The following is a 22,784-nucleotide window of genomic DNA, read 5'->3' as shown; positions in this document are numbered from 1 at the left end:
GATTCCGGATCCGCTCAGCGTTGAAAGCCGCTGCCACCTGCGACCGCAAGCCTTGGCCTCGCCGTGGTACCGGTTGCGCCTTGAACAGCCTGCTTTTTCTGGAAGAGGCCCCGTTTGCCAGGCACCGGCTTGAACGCATCCGTCAGACCGACAACCGTTTCGGCTGCACCAAGGACAAGATATCCGTCGTCGGGAATGGACTTCGCCAGTCGACCGAGAATTTCCGACTTGGTTGCCTGATCGAAGTAGATCAGCACGTTCCGGCAGAAAATGATGTCAAACTCACCGAGATGCGAAAAGCTCTCCAGCAGGTTGAGCTTACGCCACTCGACCATGGCCCGCATCGCGGCATTGATCTGCCACATGTCGCCCTTCTGCTCGAAATACTTCAAAAGCATCTGGATCGGCAGACCACGCTGGACTTCGAACTGGCTGTAAAGACCGGCCTTGGCCTTCTCCAGGACCTCCTGGGAAAGATCGGTTCCCAGGATTCGTGTCCGCCAGGCCGGCATTTTCGCAGCTTCTTCCTTCAGGCAGATGCCAAGAGAGTACGGCTCCTGCCCTGTTGAGGCAGCGGCGCACCAGATCTTGAGCTGCTTGCGCGTTGCCCTGCTCTCCAGAAGAGCCGGAAGCATCGTGTCGCGGAAATGATCAAACGGCGTCTTGTCGCGGAAGAAGAACGATTCGTTCGTCGTCATCGCCTCGATGACTTCCGTTTCAAGAGCCCGGTTGCCACCACGCTGAAGTGTCTGGATAACAGCGCTCAGGGTTTCCAGCTTGGAATTGCGCGCGATCGGCAGCAGGCGGCTCTCAACCAGATACTGCTTGTCATTGGACAGAACCAGACCGGAGCGTGTTTTCAGGAAGGTTTTCAGAAACTCGAATTCGCTTGGGGTCATCGTGTGTTCCCCTTCAATACGCGTGCGATTTTCGGTCCGATATCCTTCAACGGCAGAATGTCGCTGCAAACACCCGTCTGGGCCGCCGCACCGGGCATCCCCCAGACCACGCTGCTCGCTTCATCCTGGGTAATCACGCTGCCTCCACCTGCAGAAATGGTTTTCACACCATCGGCACCATCATGGCCCATGCCGGTCAGGATGACTGCCAGGCTCGCCGAACCATATGCCTTGGCAACACTGTCGAACAACGGATCGACTGCCGGCTTGCAGAAATTCACCGGAGGACCATCGGTCAGGCGAATTTTCACCGCACCGGCATCCTTTTCCAGCACCATGTGCTTGCCACCCGGGGCGACATAGATGTTGCCCGGCTTCAGGACCTCACCGTCCTCGCCTTCCTTCGACGGGCGAAGGGCTGCCTTGCCCAGGTGCTCGGCCAGAATGGACGTGAATGTCGGCGGCATGTGCTGAGTGATGACGACGGGAACGTCATTCATGGACGTACCGACTTCCTTCATCACTTCCTGCAAGGCTTGCGGGCCGCCGGTTGAGGAACCGATCGCCAGAATGCGCGGCCTTGCCGACGAATAGGGACGTGTCTTGAATTTCGGGGCTGCTGCAGCCGCAGCCGGTTGGGCAGCACCACGAAAGCTTGCTCTTGTATCTGTTGCCGGGCGAGTGGAGACCGGTTTCAGAGGTTGAGCAGTTCGGCCGGCATTGGTTTCCGCACGCATCGTGCGCGCCGGTCCCCGCATGCGAACGGCACGCGCTCCAAGGGCCTTCACCTTTTCGATCAGCTCCCGGCGGAAGTCGATCGATGTCGTGACCTCGGAAGTCGACTCGGGCTTCGGCACGTAGTCCGCTGCGCCAAGCGAAAGGGCTTTCAGGCTGATTTCCGCATTTCGTCGTGTCAGCGTCGACGCCATGATGACGACAAGATCACGCTTCTTTGCCAGCATCAGCGGCAAAGCGGTCATGCCGTCCATTTCCGGCATCTCGATATCGAGCACCACAACGTCAGGATTGCTTTTTTCGATGTCTTCGACGGCAAGTTTGCCGTTTCGCTGGGAACTGACGACCTTCAGGCCTTTGTCTTCCCCCAGCCAGCGGGTCAGCAACCCGCGAATAACCACTGCATCGTCAACGACCATTACTTTAATCGGGTCGCTACCCGGGCTAGCGCCCGCAGAAACACTTCTTTGCGCAAATGCCATTTAGACTGCCCAACTCGAAACTAAATAAGACCGACTTCCTGAAACTTGGCTTCGACAATTTCCCGGTCGAAAGGCTTCATGATGTACTCGTTGGCACCGGCCCGGATTGCCCGGGCAATATGCGCGACGTCATTTTCGGTAGTGCAGAAGACAACGACAGGACTTTCCCCGCCTTCTTCAGCCCGCAGGCTGGTGAGAAACTCCAGACCATCCATGACCGGCATGTTCCAATCCAGAAGGATTGCGTCGGGCATGGTCTTTCTGCACTCGTCAAGCGCCTGCTGGCCATCCTCGGCCTCGGTGATCTCGAAGTTCATGTCCTCGAGAATGCGACGGGCGACCTTACGGATGACACTTGAGTCATCTACTACAAGGCACTGTTTCATCAGGCGTAACTCCACTCATCGGCCATTTCGGCCTTGTTATGCTGCTGCCATGGGTTCGGTGAACATCGCGCCAAGCAGGCGGTCAACATCCAGAATGACCATCAACTGGCCGTCCAGTCGGTGAACACCCCCGGATATTTCCGCCCAGCGACGATCCAGGTTGGACGGGTTGGATTCCGCGGAAGCAGCCGGCAATGTCAGCACTTCTCCAACCGTGTCGATCACCAAACCGTAGCTTTCCTGCTTGTATTCAATGCCGACGGCCATCATCTGCTCGTCTTCCAGGGGCGGAAGATGCAGGCGGCGTCGCATGTTGATTGCAGTGACGATGCGGCCACGCAGGTTCAGGACACCCTGAACCTCTGGCGCGGACATTGGTACGCGCGTGACGCTTTCGGGCACGAACACGTCATGTACCTGCGAGATCGGAAGGCCGAAGAGTTGGCCTCCGATTACGACCGTCACATACTGGATCATGTCATTGCCAGCGGCCTGATCCGGGTTAAGTTTGTGTTCCAGCACACTCATGCTGCTACTCCCATCTCACCGGAGAAGACATCCTTCAGAGCGGCAATCAAGCCAGGACGGTCGAATTTCGCTACATAGTCATCAAAGCCAGCCTGTCGGCCGCGCTCGATGGAGGCAGGCGTCACTAGCGACGACAGGGCCAGCATCGGAATGTTGCGGAACCGTGGATCCCGGCGAAGCGATTCACAGAACTCGAAGCCGTTGATCTCCGGCATTTCGATGTCACTGACAATCGCATGGAACTTGTCACCGTTTTCCAGAAGCTCAAATGCCTGGTGAGGGCCCGTACAAGTGGTCACATCATAGCCGGCAGCTTTCAGAACCGGCGTCAGCATGTTGCGGAAGAAGGAGCTGTCGTCGACGAAGAGAACTTTCTTCGTCAACGCTTCGATATCCATTTCCTTGCGCATGAACCAGTCTTCAAAGGCCTGAGGCAGATAGTAGCCCAGATCGATGATCTCTGTCGCACGTTCCTTCACGATCGCGGAGCCGAGGACACCCGGACGTTCCGATCCGACCTCGATGTTCATGTTATCCTCGACAATGTCAACGATCTCGTCGACCACGAGGCCCATTGAGCGACCGGCGTCGGAGAAGACCAGCATCGGCTGCGTGCCTTCCGTCTTGTGGCAATCACCATCGTTGACGTAGACCAGCGGCATGAGCGCACCGCGGTACTGCACCAGATCGCGGCCGTTGGAACGTTCGATCTTGGAAACTTCGAACTCTTCCAATCGTGTAACCAGCGACAGCGGAACGGCTTTTGGTTCCGGCGCACCGGAGCGGAAGAGCAGAAGGGAAATCGCTGTTTGTCCAGTCATGGCCCGGCGCTGCAGATCTTCCTGTTCGTCTTCCTGGGATTCGGCAACTGCACTGGAAGCGTGGCTCGCCATCGCACCTGCAATTCCGTTCGGGTCGATAATCATGATCACCGAACCATCACCCAGAATGGTGTTTCCGGAGAACATGTCCAGATTGCGCAACATGGTCGACATCGGCTTGACCACGATTTCTTCCGTGTGGAAGACGCCGTCGACAACTACGCCGAATGTCTGGCTGCCAACCTGCATCACGACGATGAAGCCGTTATCCGCATCGATGGCTTCGTCTGCGTTTTCACCTTCATAGATGCCCAGCAGCTGCGACAGATGAACCAGCGGCAGCAACTTGTTGCGCAAGCGCAGGACAGGCGTGTCCTTGATCCGCTCAATGCGGTGCTCGGAATTGGTCTGAACACGCACCAGCTCGACAACCGACAACTGCGGAATTGCAAAACGGTCGCCGCCGGCTTCGACGATCAGCGTGGAGACGATCGCAAGGGTCAGCGGGATCTTGATGATGAAGCTGGAGCCTTTGCCCGGCGTGGAGCGAAGGTCAACCGTACCACCGATCAGCTCGATGTTGTTGCGCACCACGTCCATGCCGACACCGCGTCCGGAAACGCTGGTCACTTCGGCCGCGGTGGAGAACCCTGCGTGGAAGATGAACTTGTGGATCTGGGAATCCGTCATCTTGTCGACTTCGGCTTCCGTGGCCAGGCCACGTTCCAGCATCTTCGCCTTCACCTTGTCGACGTCGATGCCCTTACCATCGTCACGGACCTCGATGATGATATGGCCGCCTTCATGGTAAGCAGCCAGGGTGATGATACCCTTTTCAGGCTTACCGGCAGCGCGGCGATCTTCCGGACGCTCAAGCCCGTGGTCGGCAGAGTTGCGGACCATATGAGTGAGCGGATCCTTGATCATCTCAAGAACCTGACGGTCCAGCTCGGTGTCTGCACCGATCATTTCCAGATCGATCGGCTTTTCCAGTTCCTGGCTGAGATCGCGAACGATTCGCGGCAGCTTCTGCCAGGCATTGCCGATCGGCTGCATCCGGGTCGCCATGACGCCTTCCTGCAACTCGGCAGTGACGTTGGACAGTCTTTGCAGCGGAACCTTGAATTCGCTGTCCTCGTGGCGGCGAACGATTTCCAGGAGTTGGTTGCGTGTCAGCACCAGCTCGGACACCATCGTCATCAGGTGTTCCAGCGTATCGACTGCGACGCGAATGCTCTGGTTGGACACACCGCCACCGGCAGCTTTCTTCTCACCACCTTCAGCGCCGGCTTTCTTCGCTTCGGGTTTCTTGGCTTCCGGCTTGGGCTCGATCTTGGCAGCAACCGGTGCAGGAGCAGGTTCTTCGACCTCCTCAACTGCGTCTTCAGCTTCAATAGCTTCCGGTTCGGCTATCTCGACTTCGATCTCTGTTTCACGGAAAGCGCGTTCCAGCTCGTCCAGGGAAACCTCTCCCGGGCGCAGCGGGCGCTCCAGAGCCTGGTCCGGCACTTCGTCGGCAGCAGTCTCGGCCTCGGCCACCTCTGCCTCAGCTTCTTCTTCGGCAACGCCTTCGCCCGCCATCGCGGCATCCGCCTTTGCGGACATGTTTTCAAGCTTGCCGATCAGTTCGCTGTCGTCACCCTGCGGCTCTTCGCCTTCAGCGGCTTCCAGCTCACCCAGGATATCCTTGATCTGGTCAATTGAAATCAGGATAAGGGACACGGCTTCCTGTGTAACAGGAGCGCCATCGCGGAATTTACCCATAAGGGTTTCAGCCGCATGCGCAATTCCTTCAAGCCGGGGTAGGCCTAAAAAGCCGCAAGTGCCCTTAATGGTATGCACCAGGCGAAAAATATTATCCAGAATAGTAGCGTTGTTCGGTTCCTGCTCGAATTTTACGAGTTCAACGTCAACAACATCGAGACTTTCATTGGTCTCTGTAATGAATTCCCTGAGGAGGTCGTCCATGGCCTGCTCTCACCCGACTTGTTACTGGTTCCGCATCCCGAAAGGGATGTCTGGACCGAGAAGTCCATGAGAGTAGGTTGACGGCAAAGAGTTAAGATACGCTGAAACGGACGGAGACTTTTATTCGTCTCTTTTACACCTTTGGAAGGGCCGTAATTTTTACCGACTCTTCTTGTTTATCTATTGTTAATACCATGCCGGATTCACGAGCGAGCAGCAAAGTATAGATAGGTTGCACGGAGTGAGCATCGATACGCTCCGGCTCTTCTCCGCCAAGGGTTTCCTTCATCCCGAGCGGGATGCGCGGATTGAGACCGCTGGCTGTCAGGGTGAAAGACGGAGACTGTGGCTCGCCTTCCATTTCAACCTTGATCTCACCGCCGCGCGGCACGCATTGATTGGCGATCAGGATCAGGTTGAGGAGAAGCTTGACATTATTCTTCGGCATGAGGTGCCGCGAAAGTTGCCAATTTAGATCGGATTTTTCGTTTTCCATAAACCCGGTGGCAACGACCTGGGCATCGCCAAGATCGATCTCGGCGCCCGCGGATCCGGCGGCTCCGAATGCAAGCCGTGCAAACTGCAGTTTCGCCGATGCCTGCCGGGCGCTCTTCCGGATGAGGTCCATGGCAAACTCGCGCATGTCCTCCGAGCCTTCTTCATCCAGTACTTCCAGACCGTTGGTGATTGCCCCAACCGGACTGATGATGTCGTGACAGACACGGCTTGCAACCAGCGCGGCAAGGTCCAGTGAGGAAAGCTCGTTAAGTGCAGACATGGCAGTATGAAGCTCTTCTTGATGGGCTCGGCGAAACAATGATTCGCTAAAATCTGCCCAAGGGTTACACATCCCGAAAGCCGCTGCCAAGGTAAGGTCCGGCCGCATTTCAGGTCATCCAAATGAAAGTTTGCCGGATTTGAGACCCGGATGTCCCGCAGGGTTACCTAGCGGTCAGGTTCACAACCGACCCTGGAAGCGTTCTCTTCGGCATCCTTCATCAGCTGCGAGCCGTTGACGACAAACAGAAATCTGTTCACCACCGAGTGGAAGAACACCAGCCGCCCGTCGACCATGGCGTAGATGAATGGGCTGCCCGCCGTTGCAAAACCTTCAGACAGTGCAAATCCGCCGCATCCGGCAAATTTGGGTGCATAAGCATGTGGGTCACGCTTGAATGCGGCCAGATTTCCTTCGTTGACGAAAATCCATTCCGCGCCGCCCCACTTGTATTCGTGCTTCCTGTTTCCCTTTCGCGGATATCCGTCCACGAAGAAACTGACCGGATCGTGTCCACCGATGGCGTATCCGGTGATTGGGTCTGGAACGAAAATCTGGGGACGTGCGATACCTTTTCCCGCAAAAATCACCAGAACGGCGATCAATACTATGGAAAGACACATCAAGGTCTTTTTTTCAGGCCAGCTTTCCATCGATTCGGCTTATGTATGATTCTGAAGTTTATGCGAATCAGCACTTTTCGGCTGCAGTTTAGCATTGCGGCACGACCGTTCTGAAAACAAGAGCCGCATCAAACGTGTGATGAGGAGAATTATTGAATGGCACAAAATCCCTGGCGAGTGGCGTCCCTGCTTTCAGTTGCGTTTCTATGCTTGTGTTTGATTGCCACAACAAATTCCTCACTGGCGCAAACATCGGGAAATGAACCGATACCGCCCGGCGACACCTATAATGAAGATGAGATCGTAAAGGCCGGTCACCAGTTCTTCGGGTCTGTCTCCGGAGGGCTGGCATCGGTCGTCGAACGCGCCTTCTCGCGCTACGGCGAGCCGAACGGATACATTCTGGGCGAAGAAGGGTCCGGTGCATTCGTTGCAGGAGCCCGCTACGGCGAGGGTCACCTTTACACACGCAATGCCGGCAACCATAAGCTTTTCTGGCAAGGGCCGTCCGTCGGCTGGGACTTCGGAGCCGACGGCGCACGGGTCATGATGCTTGTTTACAACCTTCCCACGGTCAACTCGGTCTACGACAGGTTTGTCGGCGTTAACGGTTCGGCCTATCTGGTGGGGGGTGTCGGCATGACCGTTCTATTGAAGAATGAGGTTGTTCTTGTACCGGTCCGTGCCGGAGTTGGTGCGCGCCTCGGTTTGAATATGGGTTATTTGAAATTTACGGAAAACGCGACCTGGAACCCGTTCTGATTTTAGAAGAACTGGCTCTCAACGGAACGTTCGGTGAATTCCGCAAGCTGTAGTACGCTATATTAAGCGCTCTTGGCGGCTGACCTTGGGTCGTCTAATGATGGAGCTATCGGCACTTTTGAAGGTGACTGGAGCCTGATGTGATTGAAGCGGCGATGTATATTGCACTGGGGTTTTGCACGGCCGGCCTCATCGGTCTTGCTATCCTGCCTGCATTTTATCGTCGCGCGTCCCGACTGACGGAAGAAGCCCTGCGTGCGGTCAATCCCTCCAGCTATGCTGAAGTCAGGGCTGCGCAAGACCAGGTTCGTGCGCGGCATGCCGTCGAACTGAGACGGGTCGAACGTCAACTCGACAAGGAACGGGAAAAGGCTGCCACCCACCAGCTGGAAGGCTCCCGGCTGAAGGCCGCGATCGATGAGTTGAAGAAGACACATCAAAACCAGCTTTCGGAGATGGAGACGAAAATCTCGTCACTTGTGGGCGATCAGCACGCTGTCGATCTGCTTTCAAACGAGGTGAAAACCTTGAAACAAAAGCTCGCCGACGCCGAAAAGGCGCTGGCGGAAAGCTGGACCAGGCCGACCGAAGAAACTTCCGTGTCGGTATCAGTCGCCAACAAGGAAGATGACAGCGATTGGTTGCCTGCTACGGACACTATGACATTGGCGACTATTACCGGGCTCGAAGCCGAAGTTGCGACACTGAAAGCCAAGCTCGCCAAATATGAACCGACCGTGGCGTCCGAGGTGGAAGCATCTCGGGATGAAACAGCGAGGACAACCCTGGCAAAGCTGGAGGCCCAGCTGGTCGACACCGAATCCAAATATGTTACCGCCCAGGCCGAGGTCACCCGGCTGACTCTCATGCTGGACGCCGTCAATGGCGCGAGTTCTGAAAAAGACAAGGACTTGAGCGCCCAAGTGCAGTCCCTCACCAGTGAGAACCATCAACGCCTGGAAGAGTTGAGAAACAAGGATCGCGCCCTGGACCGGCTGTCAGGCCAAATACAAAAACTCCAAAGGGATTTGGAGGACGCTCCGGCCCTCGCCGAACTCCGAAAGGAGTTTCGTGGACTGGCTGCCAGGCTCTCGGGTGAGCAACCGATCACGTTCGCCAACGGCAAGGAAACTTCGGCAGCTCCAGCCTCTCCGAAACATTCGGAAAAAAACGAGAAGAAACGCGCGCCCGACAGTTTGAGCGCCAAAGCCAACGGCCACCTGTTGCCGGAGCTGAAAGACAATTCCGCAAACGGCGTGCCACCTGTCGCAGACAAGGGGCAGAAGAAACCTTCTGAAATTGCGACCGCCGCCGAAGCACTGGTCAGCCGTGTTGTCGCTTCCAACCGGAAAAAGGGTGGTACGGAGATCGACAGCGTCGCCAAGACTGTTGGAGAAGACCAGATGATGGCACCGCAACCGGAAGAAACCGCGCCGAAAACGAAGCCTTCGAAACAAAATAAGAAAGATGTGGCTTGATCTCGACCCGCAGGCGCGGTCTTTTAGATTAAAGACAAATGCCTGACGGAATTACGATAAATGCTGATCGAACGCCATAACGCCATATTGGAAATTGCCCGCCAGATGGGGCGAGTCAGTGTTGACGACCTGGCCAGACGTTTCGAAGTCAGCCCACAGACCATCCGCAAGGACCTGAACGAACTGTGCGAGCGCCGCTTGCTGGCACGGACCCATGGCGGTGCGCTTTTGTCCTCCGGCATCGAGAACGTTGGCTACGAGGCCCGCAGGATCATTTCCAGCAAGGAAAAGGCGGACATAGGCGAAAGCGTTGCCGCTCTCATCCCGGACAATGCTTCCATTTTCATCAACATCGGCACGACGACGGAAGCTGTTGCTCAGGCATTGCTGCAGCATCGCGGTCTGATGGTGATCACCAACAACATCAATGTTGCCAGCCTGATGCGCGGCTACTCCCAGATCGAGGTGGTGATTGCAGGTGGTGTCCTCAGGCATGCGGACGGAGGGATTGTTGGTGAAGCGGCCGTCGACTTCATGCGTCAGTTCAAGGTCGACTTTGCCATCATCGGCGCATCGGCGATAGATCCGGACGGCTCGCTGCTCGATTACGACTACCGGGAAGTGAAGGTCACCAAAACCATCATGGACAATGCCCGACATGTGATCCTGGCGGCCGACAGTACGAAATTCGAACGCACGGCACCCGTGCGGGTCGGCCATCTGTCACAGGTCAGCACCTTCGTCACGGATCATTGCCCAAATCCGAACTTCGCCAACGTTGCGGCAGAGGCTGAAGTAAAGCTGATCGAAACGGGATTTCAGGGTGACAGTCCGCAGGACTAGGTCACCCGTGACCTTTCCGGAAATGAGCTATGCCTGCTTCTCCAGCTTGAGCGCGGTCGCCTCGGCCCGGCTCAGCTGTTCACCCTGCTTGCGCTTCAGCAGCACTTCCCGCGCTTTTGCATACTGATCATCCTGCCAGAAGATCAGACAGCCGTTGCACCCCTTGCCACAACAGCCTTCCGTTCCAACCCGATTGGTCTTGAAACGCCGGTCGGTCGCCCCCTCGCCGATCTGCTCCACCAGCGCATCGCGCCTTCGTTCATAAGCGGTTGGATTGTTTTTTCCGGAAACTTCCAGGCTCTGGGTGAGCTTGTCGAAACGCACGCGTGCCCATTGCTCCTCGGTCAGCGCCCGTTCCTTGCGCAGGACGGTAAAGGTCGGGAAACGCGCTTTCAGGTCATCCAGGTCTTCATGATCAAAAAGGGTAAAGGGCAATCGGATCACCGTCCGGTTGCTTCCATGCACAACATCAACCCGCTTGCCATCCTTGGCACGTTCGAAGTCATAGACGCGCAGAAGCACGGTCTCACGGGCAATCGGAGACACAAACTCCAGCACTTCACCGGCTTCAAGCTTGTTTTTCACTTCGACCAGGAACGCATCCTCGGTAACCTCGGTGACAACCCCGGCATACTCCCACTGGGCCAGTGAAGCAGTGTGCTCATAATCGTGCGCGTAATTGGTCAGCCGCCCCTCGTGGAAGGCAAGCGTGTAGCCACGGTTGCCAACCGCCTCCAGCTCTCGCATGTAGGGCTTCGGGTCCCAGTTCTCCGGATCGGCGTAATAGTCATCAATCGCCATGCGGTAGGCCCGGGCAACGATGGCCGCGTAATACTCGGACTTGCCTCGTCCTTCGACTTTGAGGCTGTCGACACCGATTTTCAGGAATTCATCAAGCTTCGGCATGATGCAGAGGTCGCGTGAGTTCAAAATGTAGGAGCCGCGATCGTCCTCTTCGATCGGCATCAGCTCACCTGGACGGCAGCCCTCCTCCAGCAGAAACTCGAACAGATCCGCGTTTTCTTCCGTAATCCGGATTTCTTCGCGTGTCCCGTCCTTGAGCCGCAGTTTCAGCCCATAGTTCCAGCGACAGGAGTTTGCGCAGTTTCCCTGGTTTGCGCCTCGCTCAGCCATGAAATTGGAAAGCAGGCATCGTCCCGAGTAGGTCATGCACATGGCACCATGCACAAAGGCTTCGAGCTTGATGTCAGGGCATCTCTCGCGGATCTCCACAAGCTCCGGATAAGACACCTCACGCGCCAGAACCACCAGTTCCGCACCCTGGTCCTGCCAGAATTTCACCGAGAGCCAGGAACAGATATTGGCCTGTGTGGAAATGTGCAGGGGCAACTCGGGTGCACGGTCACGTACATACTGAAAGACACCCGGATCGGAAATGATCAACCCGTCCGGCCGCACCTTGCGCACCGTGTCGATATATTCGTCGAGCTTGGGAATATCCTTGTTATGCGAGAACAGGTTCAGTGTCAGATAGGCACGTCGACCATGAGCGTGGCAAAATTCCACGCCTTCGATCACATCTTCCAGACTGAACTCTGACTTGGTTCTCAACGACATATCCGGCGTCCCGAGATAGACGGCATCGGCTCCGTAGAGAATGGCCATCTTGAGCTTTCGCAGATTACCCGCAGGCATCAACAGTTCTGAACGTCTCTGGGTCACTTGGATATGTACCTGGATTGAAGAAGACCGTGATCTATCGGAATTTTCGCCGCTTGTGAACAAGCAGGAACCCTTACTTGAGAGCACTCGAAACGCTTGCTGCCAGCGCCATTTTCAATGCACGCATTCGCTGAGCCGGGACTGCAATGGAAGGCCGAGAACACACAAATCTGCTCCACCGGGAGGTGGATCATTGGCTCAAAATGTCAGGGAAAACAGTGTCAATCATCCTGAGGATGAATTGGCACGCCCAACGGGACTCGAACCCGTGTTTCCGCCGTGAAAGGGCGGCGTCCTAGACCGCTAGACGATGGGCGCGCGGTGCTTCGAGGCATCTGCCTTAAGCCGAGGACCGTGCGTATAAGGCTGCTCAGCCGAAGACGCAACCCCCTTTCTTCATTTTTTTGACAGAAGCCTGTTCATAACCGCATGGACGGACAGACAATCGTCAAAAAGATCGAGAAAATCCGGCGAAAGGTTCAACCGGACCTTTCTTACCTCGCAACAAAATCCGTGCGACCCAGCTGAGCACCCGATTTGGGATCGACCCGCAGAAGCGCTGTTTTGCTGCCTTCACGTACCAGAACCAGCAATACTCCATCCGCCAATGTTGCCTGCAGGACTTCGGCTTCCGGCCCCACAACCACGGTCGAAGCAAACTCTGCTTCGGACGGATCGGCTTCATAAGTGTTGATCTTGTAGAGAATTGCTGCAAAGACAGCGATAAACCCGGCAAACATGATCAGGGACGAACCGAGCAGCAGGCGTTTCAATTTCGCCTGAACGCGTTGAGCCGCCGGATCGAGCGGTGCTTCTTCCTGGCTCTCATCCCGATAATCAGGTTGTGACATGACAGACAATTCCTATGAAGACCCGGCCACACAGGACGCGGATTTCAGTTTGACAGTTGGCGAAGCCGATGCCGGAAAACGGCTGGATGCAGTCCTGGCCGCCCATATGGACGCGCTCAGCCGCAACAGGATCCAGTCTCTGATCAAAGCCGGAGACGTCACCGTCGGCGGCGCGAAAATAGTGGAGCCGAAATACCGGGTCAATGAAGGTGATGCGCTTACACTGATTTTACCCGAACCGGAGGATCCCGAACCCCAGGGAGAAGACATCCCGATTTCGGTTGTTTTTGAGGACGACCATCTGATCGTCATCGACAAACCCGCAGGACTTGTGGTCCATCCGGGAGCTGGAAACTGGACCGGAACGCTGGTCAACGCCTTGATCCATCATTGTGGCGACAGCCTGTCGGGAATTGGCGGCGTCAAACGTCCGGGCATCGTCCATCGGATCGACAAGGACACGTCAGGCCTGCTCGTCGTTGCCAAGACCGATCAGGCCCATCAGGGCCTGGCCGCCCAGTTTGCCGATCATGGCAAGACCGGACCGCTGGAGCGTGCCTATTCCGCGCTTGTTTGGGGTGCCCCTTCCAGCCTGAAGGGAACGATCAATGCCAATCTGGCTCGCTCACAAGCCAACCGGCAGAAAATCGCAGTTGTAAAAACCAGCGGTCGCCATGCCATCACACACTGGCAGATCAAGGAACGCTTTGGTTCAGCCGACGAACCGGCCCTGGCTTCGTTGATGGAATGCCGTCTGGAGACTGGCCGCACGCACCAGATCCGCGTCCACATGGCCCATATCGGTCATCCGCTGATTGGCGACAACGATTATGGCTCCGGTTTCAAGACCAAGATCAACCGGCTGGAGGAGCCTCTCAAAAGCGCAGTACAAGGCTTCGACCGACAGGCACTTCACGCTGGTTTGTTGGCATTTGAACACCCCGCGAGCGGTGAAACCTTGCGCTTTGAAAGCCCATATCCGTCTGATTTTGCAAAACTTTTATCCGCATTACAAAAATTTTAGGAAGCAATTCTTCATTCTGGTCATGTAATCGGCAATTTCCAACCTATATTAAAATCTCTTGTGTGCCTTAATGGACACGATTCTGCGTCCGTCTTTCCTTTGACATGACTTGCTTGCGTAATTGTTCGGAGCAGCGGAAGGAAAAGGTCGCAAATAATTGGAAAGGGGGTGCATGCAATGGCCCAAAACGTACCGACACTCACAGCCGGGGAAGGTGGTCTGAGCCGCTACCTGGATGAGATTCGTAAATTTCCAATGCTGCAGCCGCAGGAAGAATACATGCTCGCCAAACGGTACAAGGAGCATGAAGACCCCGAAGCGGCAGAACGTCTCGTGAATTCTCACCTTCGCCTCGTTGCAAAAATTGCGATGGGATACCGTGGCTACGGTCTTCCGATCGGCGAAGTTGTTTCTGAAGGCAATGTCGGCCTGATGCAGGCGGTCAAGCGCTTTGAGCCGGACAAGGGGTTCAGGCTCGCGACTTACGCCATGTGGTGGATCAAGGCAGCCATTCAGGAATACATCCTGCGCTCCTGGTCTCTGGTCAAAATGGGGACCACTGCCAACCAGAAGCGCCTGTTCTTCAACCTGCGCCGCCTCAAAGGCAAAATCCAGGCACTGGATGAAGGTGATCTGAAGCCGGATCAGGTAAAGGAAATCGCTACCCGCCTCGGAGTGTCCGAGGAGGAAGTGGTGTCCATGAACCGTCGCCTCGGTGGTGACGCCAGCCTGAACGCGCCTGTACGTGCCGAAGCCGATGCCGGCGAATGGCAGGATTGGCTTGTTGATGAAACCGACAGTCAGGAAACCATGCTCGCCAACCAGGAAGAGCTCGACATGCGTCGCAAGCTTTTGAGCGATGCAATGGGCGTCCTGAACGAGCGTGAGCGCCGTATCTTCGAAGCCCGCCGACTGTCAGAAGACCCGATGACGCTGGAAGACCTGTCCGGTGAGTTCGGTGTCAGCCGTGAGCGCGTTCGTCAGATCGAAGTCCGCGCCTTTGAAAAAGTACAGAAGGCTGTTCGCAACAGCGCGCGCTCGATGGAACAACAGCCGGTCGCCTGACCTGCTGCAAAACAAGTTTGACAAAACGCCGGAGTGCAAACTCCGGCGTTTTTCTTTTCAAGATCCAAGTTCCCTTGCGATGCCCTCAAGCGCAATCTAGGCTGATCCTGTTTAAACAAGATCGATAGTCATGCGCCTGTTTCTCAAAACGCTCTTTTCCAAACGCATACTTGTTGCTGCCGTTGCCTGTATCGTTCTGGCCTTCATGACCGGATTGCGCTCCGCTGACCCAGGCTTCCTGAAAGCGATGCGCGAACTGACCTTTGACTACTATCAGCGCATGAAGCCCCGGGAATATGAGCCCGCGCCTGTGCGCATCATAGACATCGATGAAGCCTCCATTGCAGAAATCGGCCAGTGGCCCTGGCCCCGAACCAAAATGGCGGAGATGGTGGCAAAGCTGACTGATCTCGGGGCTGCAGCGATTGTATTCGACGTCGTTTTTTCCGAAGCCGACCGGACATCTCCTGCACAGTTGCACGAAACGCTCGGCCAGAACGTCCCTGATGATCTTATTGCAACCCTGAAATCCCTCCCCGATCACGACGCCCAATTCGCAAGCACCATCAGCCAGGCTCCTGTGGTTCTTGGTTTCGCGGTGACAACCACATCTACCGGAGACACACCCCGCCAGATTGCCGGCATATCCTATGCCGGAGACAATCCCGTTGGCTTTCTGAAACCCTTTCCTGCAGCGGTCGCAAACCTTGAGATCCTGCAGGAGAGCGCAAGCGGTCTCGGGTCCATCTCCATTTCAGAGGATGATCAGGAAGGTGTCGTCCGCAGGGCACCCCTGGTGGTCTCTGATGGAAATACGCTCTTTCCCAGCCTGACGACAGAAGCCTTGCGGGTTGCACAAGGTGCCAAGGGCTTGATTGTGCGTTCCACCGGGGCCAGCAGCGAGGCCGGCGTGGGAAATTCTGCCGTGACAGCAGTCAGAATCGGCGCATACACGGTTCCGACCACCGCATCCGGTGAACTTTGGCTCTATTACACCAAAGATCATCCGGAAAGGTACATACCGGCCAACACACTGCTCAGCGCTGAGAACCTTGCCGATCTTGTGCCTTATGTTGAGGGGCAGATTGTTCTTGTGGGCGCCTCTGCAGCCGGATTGCGGGATATTCGTGCCACATCGCTCGGGGAGCTGGTGCCCGGCGTCGCCATTCATGCCCAGGCACTCGAACAGATCCTGTTCGATCAATTCCTGTTCCGGCCGGACTGGGCGAACGGTCTGGAGATTATCGCGACCTTTGCCGTGGGTGCCATTGTTATCCTTGCATTGCCCGCAATCGGCAGTCTTGGCACTGCAATTCTGGCGACCGCCATCGTATCCGGCCTTGTCGGAGGTTCTCTTTATCTTTTCTGGGAAGAAGGCCTGTTGATCGATCCGGTCTACCCGGCCGTCACCTCCTTTCTCGTCTTCGCAGCCTCCTCTTCCCTGCTCTTTTTCCTGACAGAGCGGGAAAAGAAATTCGTCCGGCAGGCGTTCGGCCAATATCTGTCACCCGATCTGGTTACACAGCTGGAACAGTCACCGGACCAATTGACGCTTGGCGGGGAAATTCGCCCGATGACTATCCTGTTCATGGACATCCGCGGTTTCACTCCGATTTCCGAGCAGCTCACACCGGAAGAGCTTGTCAGTTTCCTGAACACCCTGCTCTCGCCGCTTTCCGACGCGATCCAGGTAGAGGGAGGAACGATCGACAAGTATATCGGTGACAGCATCATGGCATTCTGGAATGCCCCGCTCTCAATTCCTGATCACGCCGCCAGAGCCTGCCGGGCAGGCCTGACTATGCTAAAGGTGGTCGACAAGCTGAACGACAGGGACGCCTTCGGCTTCAAGGCCAGAAACCTCAAAACACAATCGGTGCGGATCGGTATTGGTTTGAACAGCGGCGAGGTCTGCGTCGGCAACATGGGGTCGGCGCGGCGCTTCAATTATTCGGTCATAGGCGATGCCGTGAACATCGCTTCGCGTATTGAATCCAGCTGTAAGGCAATCGGAGCGGAGCTTCTGGTCTCGGAAGATACACGGAGCGAAGCTCCGGATTTTGCATTTCTGGAAGCCGGAGAAATTCCTCTGAAAGGCAAGAGTGAACCGGTAAAGCTCTACGCGCTTCTGGGTGACAGGGCGCTGAAAAACTCAAAGGAATTCAAAGAGCTGGCGACGACGCACGAACGTTTGATGGCCGCAATGAAAGAAAATCGCCTTGAGGACGCCGAAAGAGCGCTTGAAACCGCACAGATTCTCGCGCCATCCCTGATGGATTTCTACGGGCGTTTTGAGGATATCCTGTTCGATTTGAAAGCCGCTCAAAATGCAAACAGCGCCGCACAATGACGGCGCTGCTTCTCTCCCACAAATCAACGTATCAGCGAATTTCGACGGCGTAAGTGTCGACAGGAACAACTTTGCTGATCAAACCCGCCTCGGCCATAAACTCCGCAAAACGCTGATAGCGTCCTGTGTCGAGAGCTGAAGGCCGCTTTGCAAAGCGTGGCAGCGTGTCAGCCCATGCCCGTTTGTTCAGTTCGTCATTCAGGTTCGGATAGGCTTCGATAAAGGCATTCCAGGCCTCTTCCGGATGATTGGTCAGGAAAATGGTTGCAGCTTCTATGGCAGCCATGAATTTCACGAACCGTGGATCTTCGGCCTTGTCCTTGTTCACGACGTAAATAAGCTCATCGAAAATCGGCACGCCGTTTTCTTCCGGGTAGAACGCCTTGCCTTCCTTGCCTTCAATTTCGATCTGGGTCAGTTCGAAGTTGCGATAGGCACCGATCACCGCATCCACCTGACCGGACATCAGAGAAGGCGAGAGCGCGAAGTTGACGTTGATCAGTTCCACATCATCCATGGTCAGACCGACCGAGCGCAGCATCTGTCCAAGCATCGCATCTTCAAAGCCGGAGACGGAAAATCCGACCGTCTTGCCCTTGAGATCTTTCAACTCCTTGATCGGTCCGTCTTTCAACACGATGAGCGAATTGAGCGGCGTTTCCACCAGGGTACCGATCCGCGTGACCGGCAGCCCTTCTTCGATATGGGCGTGAAGCGTCGGTTGATAGGAAATCGCGATATCACCCTGACCGGCGGCCACGAGCTTGGGAGGCATTGCAGGATCGGCAGGTTCAATCAGTTCAACTTCCAGTCCCTCAGCTTCGAAAAAGCCCATGGTCTGTGCCGTGATGACGGGAGCATGATCAGGGTTGGTGAACCAGTCCAACAGAACCGTCAGTTTTTCCGCAGCCTGAGCCGGTGCACTGGCCAGCAGGCCTGCGGCAACAGTCAGGGACAGGAGTGTCTTTTTCATTCAATCCTCCAGAGTTCGGCGGTCAGTCTTCGACCTGCCAGGGAACAAGAATTCGGGTGAAGTATTCGACGGCGTAACGCATCGCCAGCACCATCAGGGCCAGCAGAATGACCGCTGCAAAAAGCAGGTCGGCGTTCCCGCGGGCATTGGCTTGAAGCATGATGAAGGCAAGCCCGCCTTTCGCTCCCGCCCACTCGCCGACCACCGCCCCGATGGGCGCGAAAACAGCGGCGACGCGGAGGCCGGAAGCAAATGCGGGCAAGGCCGCCGGCAGCCGGAACAGAAGCAACTCGCGATAACGCGGCACCCGATAAAGGCGGGCAAGGTCCGCCAGACCGGTATCAAGGCGTCGCAGGCCGTCATAGACGGTGGAGGTCACCGTGAAGAAGATCACCAGGATCGCCATGACGATCTTGGAAGACATTCCGAAACCCATCCACAGCACCAGAATCGGCGCAATGGCGAAAACCGGCAGAGCCTGAGTGACAAGGATGGTTGGCATCACCAAGCGCCCCGCAAGAGGAAACAGCCAGATGGAGATCGCAAGCAATGCGCCGCTCAAAACACCAAGAGCGAATCCCAGCACGGTCTCAAGCGCGGTGATACTGGCATGATGCAGGAGAAACCCGGCATGCTCAGGAAACGCTTGCAAGACCACGATAGGGCTCGGAAGCATGAAGGATGGCGGCTCCAATACGGCGACCAACAGTGCCCAGACACCGAGCACCGAGATCGCGCCAAGCAGGAACTTGCCCAAAATAGAAAGAAATGCCGTCACCACATCACTCCGTTCTGAATCGGAGCTGTGGGAGCAGTCAGATGGGCAGACAGGTACCGCAAATACAGGAACTGCTGCCGCAAAAGGCAAACAAGCATAGGATCTCCCGTCTTCGGACGTGCCGAAAATGACAATGGAGATCCGGGAATTGGCTAAGGATTCCGTCCCTTCGCCGGCATGACCCGGATCAGGTTCTAAGGGTTCGGCTCAACGCCATCTCAGCTCCGGAAACCGGAACACCCCTCGGACCGAGGCGGAACATGCCTTGCCTGAACGAAAAAGGCAAGTTGAGTTTTGCAGGACTGTCCTGCGACAAGCGAAGATCTGGACTTAGCCGGCCTGCCAGGCGGAAATCGCCTGTTCGACTGCGGCCGCACCCGCACTTCCCTTTTCAAGGGTCAGAATTCCGCGCTTGCCGTTTTCATAGAGCATAGGAATATCGATCCAGCCACGCTCACGCAGCAGCGCAAGATTGCGTTCCTGTTCGTTCGGCAGACTGGAAAGCGCGATCCAGAAGAAGCCCGGCGAGACCTTGACCGAAGCACCGATCAGGGCGTCTCCGCGCGCCTCCTCTGTCGGCTTCATGACAAGGCCGGGGACATTCACAACGTCACCTGCGGCAAAGCTATCTGGAAACTCGTATTTGATTTCGACAAGATGGCTTGCAGGCAGAGACGTGTCGTCGTTCGGCTTGATACGGATATCAACCTTCACGTCTCTTTCAGGAATTTCGATCGACGCATTCAGGACGGCCTGCGATTTGCCGTCGAGGTTGGTCTCTTCCTCGATGCTCCAGACAACGGCGCCCTGGGCAGCAGTACCAGCCCCCCCGGCTTCTTCACCTTCCTCATAAAGGATGGAACGCTGCACACTGCTGTCGGTATCAGCTGCCGGAGTGCCTGGCGACGTTTCTTCCGGCGCGATCGCAGCAAGGTTTCCTTCAGGCACAGCCGACGGCGCTTCAACTCCTGCGTCAGGTGTTGCGGCGTCTGATCCAGTGTCGGCACCTGAAACAATCGAAGGCTGAGTTGGCTCGGACTGAGATGGCTCGGGCTGCTGAGCCTGCGGATTGATTGTCGTGGTCGTTACTGTGCGTGCATCGGGTGCAATCAGATCATCGTCATCCAGCAGCCGATCGGTGTTTTTCGCTGGATCGTCAGCCGTCTCACTCGTTTCGGCCGGAGTTTCATCTGCAGCCGGAGGAGTTGTCGAGGCTATTGCTGTTTCTTCTGGTTCCGATTGCGTCTGCGGCTGAACAACGGCTTGTTGATCGTCTGACGACAAGAAGAAATAGGCCCCACCACCAACAACCAGAAGCGCAATCACGGCAGCGATGGCAATCGGCAGCGTTTTGTTAGAAGAAGATTTTTCCCGCAGCGCATCAGACGCGCTCGGCCTTTGACGTTTGGACCGCGCAGGCTTTTCAATCGGCGTTTCACTAGCCTTGGGCGTCGCGAATTCAGCAGCAGCTTCGGGCTTGGTAGATGTATCAGTTACCGGAGCAGGCTCGAAGATCCCATCGTCATCGGCGGACTGCGGCTCGAAGGCGGGCTCCTGCCGCGCCGGCGCATCATCCACCGGAGCACTGTCGGACGCCGGTTCAACCGCATCTTTTGCGTTCTGAACAGCCATATTCGCAGCTGTTCCAAGGGTTTCTGCCTCTGAAAGCGTTTCCTTGAGCGGTGAAGGTACACTTTCCTCTTCTGCGGGGACTTCTTCCTGGGCGGGAGCAGCTTCCTGAGCCTGGACAGGTTCTTCCTGAGGCTCTTCCGGCTGTTCCTCTGGCTCGGTTTCAGTGGCCTCAGTCTCAGAAGGATGCGGAGCCGGTGTTTCCACGGCTGGCGCAGCAGGACTTAAGCCAAGGCTTTCCCGCGCTGCCTCTGCCTCGACTTTTCTGATTGCCTCTTCCAACCGCAGCTGTTCCGCCGTGATCTCCGAGGGCGACAGCGGCGGCTCATAGGCTTTGAGCTGATTAACAATGGCGTTTCGTGCCCGGCTGTACACGCTTCTGCGGGCAGCACCGTTGCTTTCGGGCAAGGACGCGATCGTTTTCTTCAGAATAGAATAGTAATCAGCCATCTTCCTGCCTACCGGCCAACTGCTAGGATCTCATTTGCTGGCCCAAGATTTCAAAACGTTCTCAAGCTTATAGCAAGTTTTTTCAGGTCAATGCCAATTCTTCAAAAATGCTTGGCCGACACCGACCCTAACAGTAGTGTTTTCCTAACACGGATTCTTCAATTCACACGCAAATGTGTGATTCCGAATCCATGCCGGACGCATTTTGATTCGCAATGCGCCCAGCTATTTCACGATTTGAGCCTTTTAAGCGGCAGATCTCAATCCTGGAAAGGATTCTGCACAAGAATTGTGTCGTCCCGCTCCGGGCTGGTCGACAACAACGCAACCGGTGCACCGATCAATTCTTCAACGTGCCGCACATACTTGATCGCCTGCGCCGGAAGATCCGCCCAGGTGCGAGCACCTTCGGTGGATTCCTTCCAGCCCGGCAGCGACTCATAAATCGGAACGACACGCTCTTGCGCACCCTGAGATGCCGGCAGGTAATCAATCCGTTCGCCGTCCAGCTCATAACCGATGCAGATCTTGATTTCGTCCAGTCCGTCCAGAACGTCAAGCTTCGTCAGCGCAATGCCATTGATGCCGGACGTGCAGACTGTCTGGCGAACCAGAACAGCATCGAACCAGCCACAGCGGCGGCGGCGCCCTGTCACGGTTCCGAATTCATGACCGCGCGTTCCCAGGAATTCACCGACCTCGTTTTCCTGCTCGGTCGGGAACGGTCCTTCACCAACGCGGGTGGTGTAGGCCTTGGTGATACCCAGAACGTAGTCGACGGAACCCGGGCCAAGACCACAGCCCGTTGCGGCCTGACCTGCAACCGTATTGGAAGACGTCACGAACGGATAGGTACCATGGTCAATGTCCAGAAGGGCGCCCTGGGCACCCTCAAAGAGGATCCGCTTGCCTTGACGGCGCATGTCGTCCAGGAGGTACCAGACCTTGTCCATGTACGGCAGAACTTTGTCGGCGACGCTTGCGAGCTCGTCATAGATCGCCTGTGCCGAGATCTCTTCCTGCCCCAGACCACGGCGCAACGCGTTGTGATGCGTTAGCAATCGGTCGATCTTCGCCGGCAGAGTGGTCAGGTTCTTCAGGTCCATCAGACGGATGGCACGCCGGCCGACCTTGTCTTCGTAAGCAGGGCCGATTCCGCGCTTGGTGGTTCCGATGCGCGTACCCGTATTGGAGTTTTCGCGCAGGGCATCCAGCTCGCGGTGCAGGGAAAGGATAAGTGTGGCATTTTCCGCGACGCGCAGGGTTTCAGGCGTAACAACCACACCCTGGTTTCCAAGACGCTCAACCTCTTCGGCCAGCGCGTGCGGGTCCAAAACAACACCGTTGCCGATAACAGACAACTTGCCCTCACGCGCAACGCCTGACGGCAGGAGAGAAAGCTTATAGCTGATGCCGTCAATTACCAGCGTATGTCCAGCGTTGTGTCCGCCCTGGAACCTCACGATGACATCGGCTTGTTCCGACAACCAGTCGACAATCTTGCCTTTGCCCTCGTCCCCCCATTGCGAACCGACAACTACCACATTCGCCATTTAGTCTTTGCTCTCCTGAAAGCAGCTTTCCCGCACTCTCCGGGCTGGCCCTGAGTGCTAACACGACAAGCCCCGGCAACCAGACCGGGGCAAACGGCGCGGACTATAGACAGGTTTCCCTGTGC

General features: G+C 56.2%; 19 protein-coding genes, 1 tRNA gene and 1 riboswitch. Of the genes, 6 read left to right on the top strand and 14 right to left on the bottom strand.

The window, feature by feature from the left end; all coding sequences use genetic code 11:
• Nucleotides 1-14: 14 nt before the first annotated feature.
• The 7 genes from ABLO27_RS21100 to ABLO27_RS21070 form a co-directional block, all read right to left on the bottom strand.
• Nucleotides 15-899 carry a CheR family methyltransferase gene (locus tag ABLO27_RS21100; RefSeq protein WP_353035455.1) on the bottom strand — a complete coding sequence of 295 codons (885 nt, stop codon included), beginning with the start codon at nt 897-899 and terminating at the stop codon, nt 15-17.
• Entirely contained in the window at nt 896-2,116 is a 1,221-nt protein-coding gene (locus ABLO27_RS21095; RefSeq protein ID WP_353035454.1) for a protein-glutamate methylesterase/protein-glutamine glutaminase, read from the bottom strand. The genes ABLO27_RS21100 and ABLO27_RS21095 overlap by 4 nt, the downstream gene beginning before the upstream one ends.
• Nucleotides 2,117-2,136: 20 nt before the next feature.
• On the bottom strand, nt 2,137-2,502 hold the full coding sequence (locus ABLO27_RS21090) for a response regulator (RefSeq protein WP_352941994.1): 366 nt from the start codon (nt 2,500-2,502) through the stop codon (nt 2,137-2,139).
• Nucleotides 2,503-2,538: 36 nt separating this feature from the next.
• Nucleotides 2,539-3,030, bottom strand: a complete 492-nt coding sequence (locus ABLO27_RS21085; protein ID WP_352941996.1) for a chemotaxis protein CheW — start codon at nt 3,028-3,030, stop codon at nt 2,539-2,541.
• Nucleotides 3,027-5,819 (bottom strand): hybrid sensor histidine kinase/response regulator, encoded by a 2,793-nt coding sequence (locus ABLO27_RS21080; RefSeq protein ID WP_353035452.1) that lies wholly within the window; start codon nt 5,817-5,819, stop codon nt 3,027-3,029. The genes ABLO27_RS21085 and ABLO27_RS21080 overlap by 4 nt, the downstream gene beginning before the upstream one ends.
• Before the next feature lie 133 nt (nt 5,820-5,952).
• Complete coding sequence (gene chpT / locus ABLO27_RS21075; protein WP_352942001.1) at nt 5,953-6,597, bottom strand: histidine phosphotransferase ChpT; 645 nt, start codon at nt 6,595-6,597, stop codon at nt 5,953-5,955.
• Nucleotides 6,598-6,764: 167 nt separating this feature from the next.
• Nucleotides 6,765-7,220, bottom strand: coding sequence for a YHS domain-containing (seleno)protein (locus ABLO27_RS21070; RefSeq protein ID WP_353035450.1), 456 nt, complete (start codon nt 7,218-7,220; stop codon nt 6,765-6,767).
• A 156-nt stretch (nt 7,221-7,376) separates the two neighbouring features.
• On the opposite strand from ABLO27_RS21070, the gene ABLO27_RS21065 reads away from it, so the two are divergent.
• From ABLO27_RS21065 to ABLO27_RS21055, 3 genes are all read left to right on the top strand, one after another.
• On the top strand, nt 7,377-7,982 hold the full coding sequence (locus ABLO27_RS21065; RefSeq protein WP_353035448.1) for a DUF1134 domain-containing protein: 606 nt from the start codon (nt 7,377-7,379) through the stop codon (nt 7,980-7,982).
• 140 nt (nt 7,983-8,122) lie between these two features.
• Nucleotides 8,123-9,460, top strand: coding sequence for a hypothetical protein (locus tag ABLO27_RS21060; RefSeq protein WP_353035446.1), 1,338 nt, complete (start codon nt 8,123-8,125; stop codon nt 9,458-9,460).
• Nucleotides 9,461-9,520: 60 nt separating this feature from the next.
• Complete coding sequence (locus tag ABLO27_RS21055; RefSeq protein WP_352942011.1) at nt 9,521-10,303, top strand: DeoR/GlpR family DNA-binding transcription regulator; 783 nt, start codon at nt 9,521-9,523, stop codon at nt 10,301-10,303.
• A 27-nt stretch (nt 10,304-10,330) separates the two neighbouring features.
• Here the strand turns inward: ABLO27_RS21055 and ABLO27_RS21050 are convergent, their stop codons facing one another.
• The 3 genes from ABLO27_RS21050 to ABLO27_RS21040 form a co-directional block, all read right to left on the bottom strand.
• Nucleotides 10,331-11,959: a U32 family peptidase C-terminal domain-containing protein gene (locus ABLO27_RS21050; RefSeq protein ID WP_353035444.1), complete on the bottom strand. Its 1,629-nt coding sequence runs from the start codon at nt 11,957-11,959 to the stop codon at nt 10,331-10,333.
• A gap of 269 nt (nt 11,960-12,228) precedes the next feature.
• Nucleotides 12,229-12,304: transfer RNA gene (locus ABLO27_RS21045), tRNA-Glu, on the bottom strand.
• Nucleotides 12,305-12,480: 176 nt separating this feature from the next.
• Nucleotides 12,481-12,837, bottom strand: a complete 357-nt coding sequence (locus ABLO27_RS21040; RefSeq protein ID WP_353035442.1) for a hypothetical protein — start codon at nt 12,835-12,837, stop codon at nt 12,481-12,483.
• Here ABLO27_RS21040 and ABLO27_RS21035 point away from each other — a divergent pair.
• From ABLO27_RS21035 to ABLO27_RS21025, 3 genes are all read left to right on the top strand, one after another.
• Nucleotides 12,836-13,861 (top strand): RluA family pseudouridine synthase, encoded by a 1,026-nt coding sequence (locus tag ABLO27_RS21035; RefSeq protein WP_353035440.1) that lies wholly within the window; start codon nt 12,836-12,838, stop codon nt 13,859-13,861. The genes ABLO27_RS21040 and ABLO27_RS21035 overlap by 2 nt on opposite strands.
• A gap of 177 nt (nt 13,862-14,038) precedes the next feature.
• Nucleotides 14,039-14,926, top strand: a complete 888-nt coding sequence (gene rpoH / locus ABLO27_RS21030) for an RNA polymerase sigma factor RpoH (protein ID WP_353035439.1) — start codon at nt 14,039-14,041, stop codon at nt 14,924-14,926.
• 130 nt (nt 14,927-15,056) lie between these two features.
• On the top strand, nt 15,057-17,276 hold the full coding sequence (locus ABLO27_RS21025; RefSeq protein WP_353035437.1) for a CHASE2 domain-containing protein: 2,220 nt from the start codon (nt 15,057-15,059) through the stop codon (nt 17,274-17,276).
• Nucleotides 17,277-17,307: 31 nt separating this feature from the next.
• Here ABLO27_RS21025 and ABLO27_RS21020 read toward each other — a convergent pair whose 3' ends face one another.
• The 4 genes from ABLO27_RS21020 to ABLO27_RS21005 all read right to left on the bottom strand — a co-directional run bounded on the left by ABLO27_RS21020 (nt 17,308) and on the right by ABLO27_RS21005 (nt 22,659).
• The gene (locus tag ABLO27_RS21020) at nt 17,308-18,249 is read right to left on the bottom strand and encodes an ABC transporter substrate-binding protein (RefSeq protein ID WP_353035435.1); all 942 of its coding nucleotides are present in this window, start codon (nt 18,247-18,249) and stop codon (nt 17,308-17,310) included.
• A gap of 22 nt (nt 18,250-18,271) precedes the next feature.
• Nucleotides 18,272-19,027 (bottom strand): ABC transporter permease, encoded by a 756-nt coding sequence (locus ABLO27_RS21015; protein ID WP_353035433.1) that lies wholly within the window; start codon nt 19,025-19,027, stop codon nt 18,272-18,274.
• A gap of 147 nt (nt 19,028-19,174) precedes the next feature.
• Nucleotides 19,175-19,281: riboswitch (TPP riboswitch) on the bottom strand.
• A gap of 76 nt (nt 19,282-19,357) precedes the next feature.
• Nucleotides 19,358-21,106, bottom strand: coding sequence for a hypothetical protein (locus tag ABLO27_RS21010; RefSeq protein WP_353035431.1), 1,749 nt, complete (start codon nt 21,104-21,106; stop codon nt 19,358-19,360).
• 260 nt (nt 21,107-21,366) lie between these two features.
• On the bottom strand, nt 21,367-22,659 hold the full coding sequence (locus tag ABLO27_RS21005; protein ID WP_352942031.1) for an adenylosuccinate synthase: 1,293 nt from the start codon (nt 22,657-22,659) through the stop codon (nt 21,367-21,369).
• Nucleotides 22,660-22,784 lie beyond the last annotated feature (125 nt).

The organism is Roseibium sp. SCP15 (genome assembly GCF_040329435.1).
Lineage (GTDB): Bacteria > Pseudomonadota > Alphaproteobacteria > Rhizobiales > Stappiaceae > Roseibium.
This window is presented reverse-complemented; position numbering and strand designations above follow the sequence as displayed.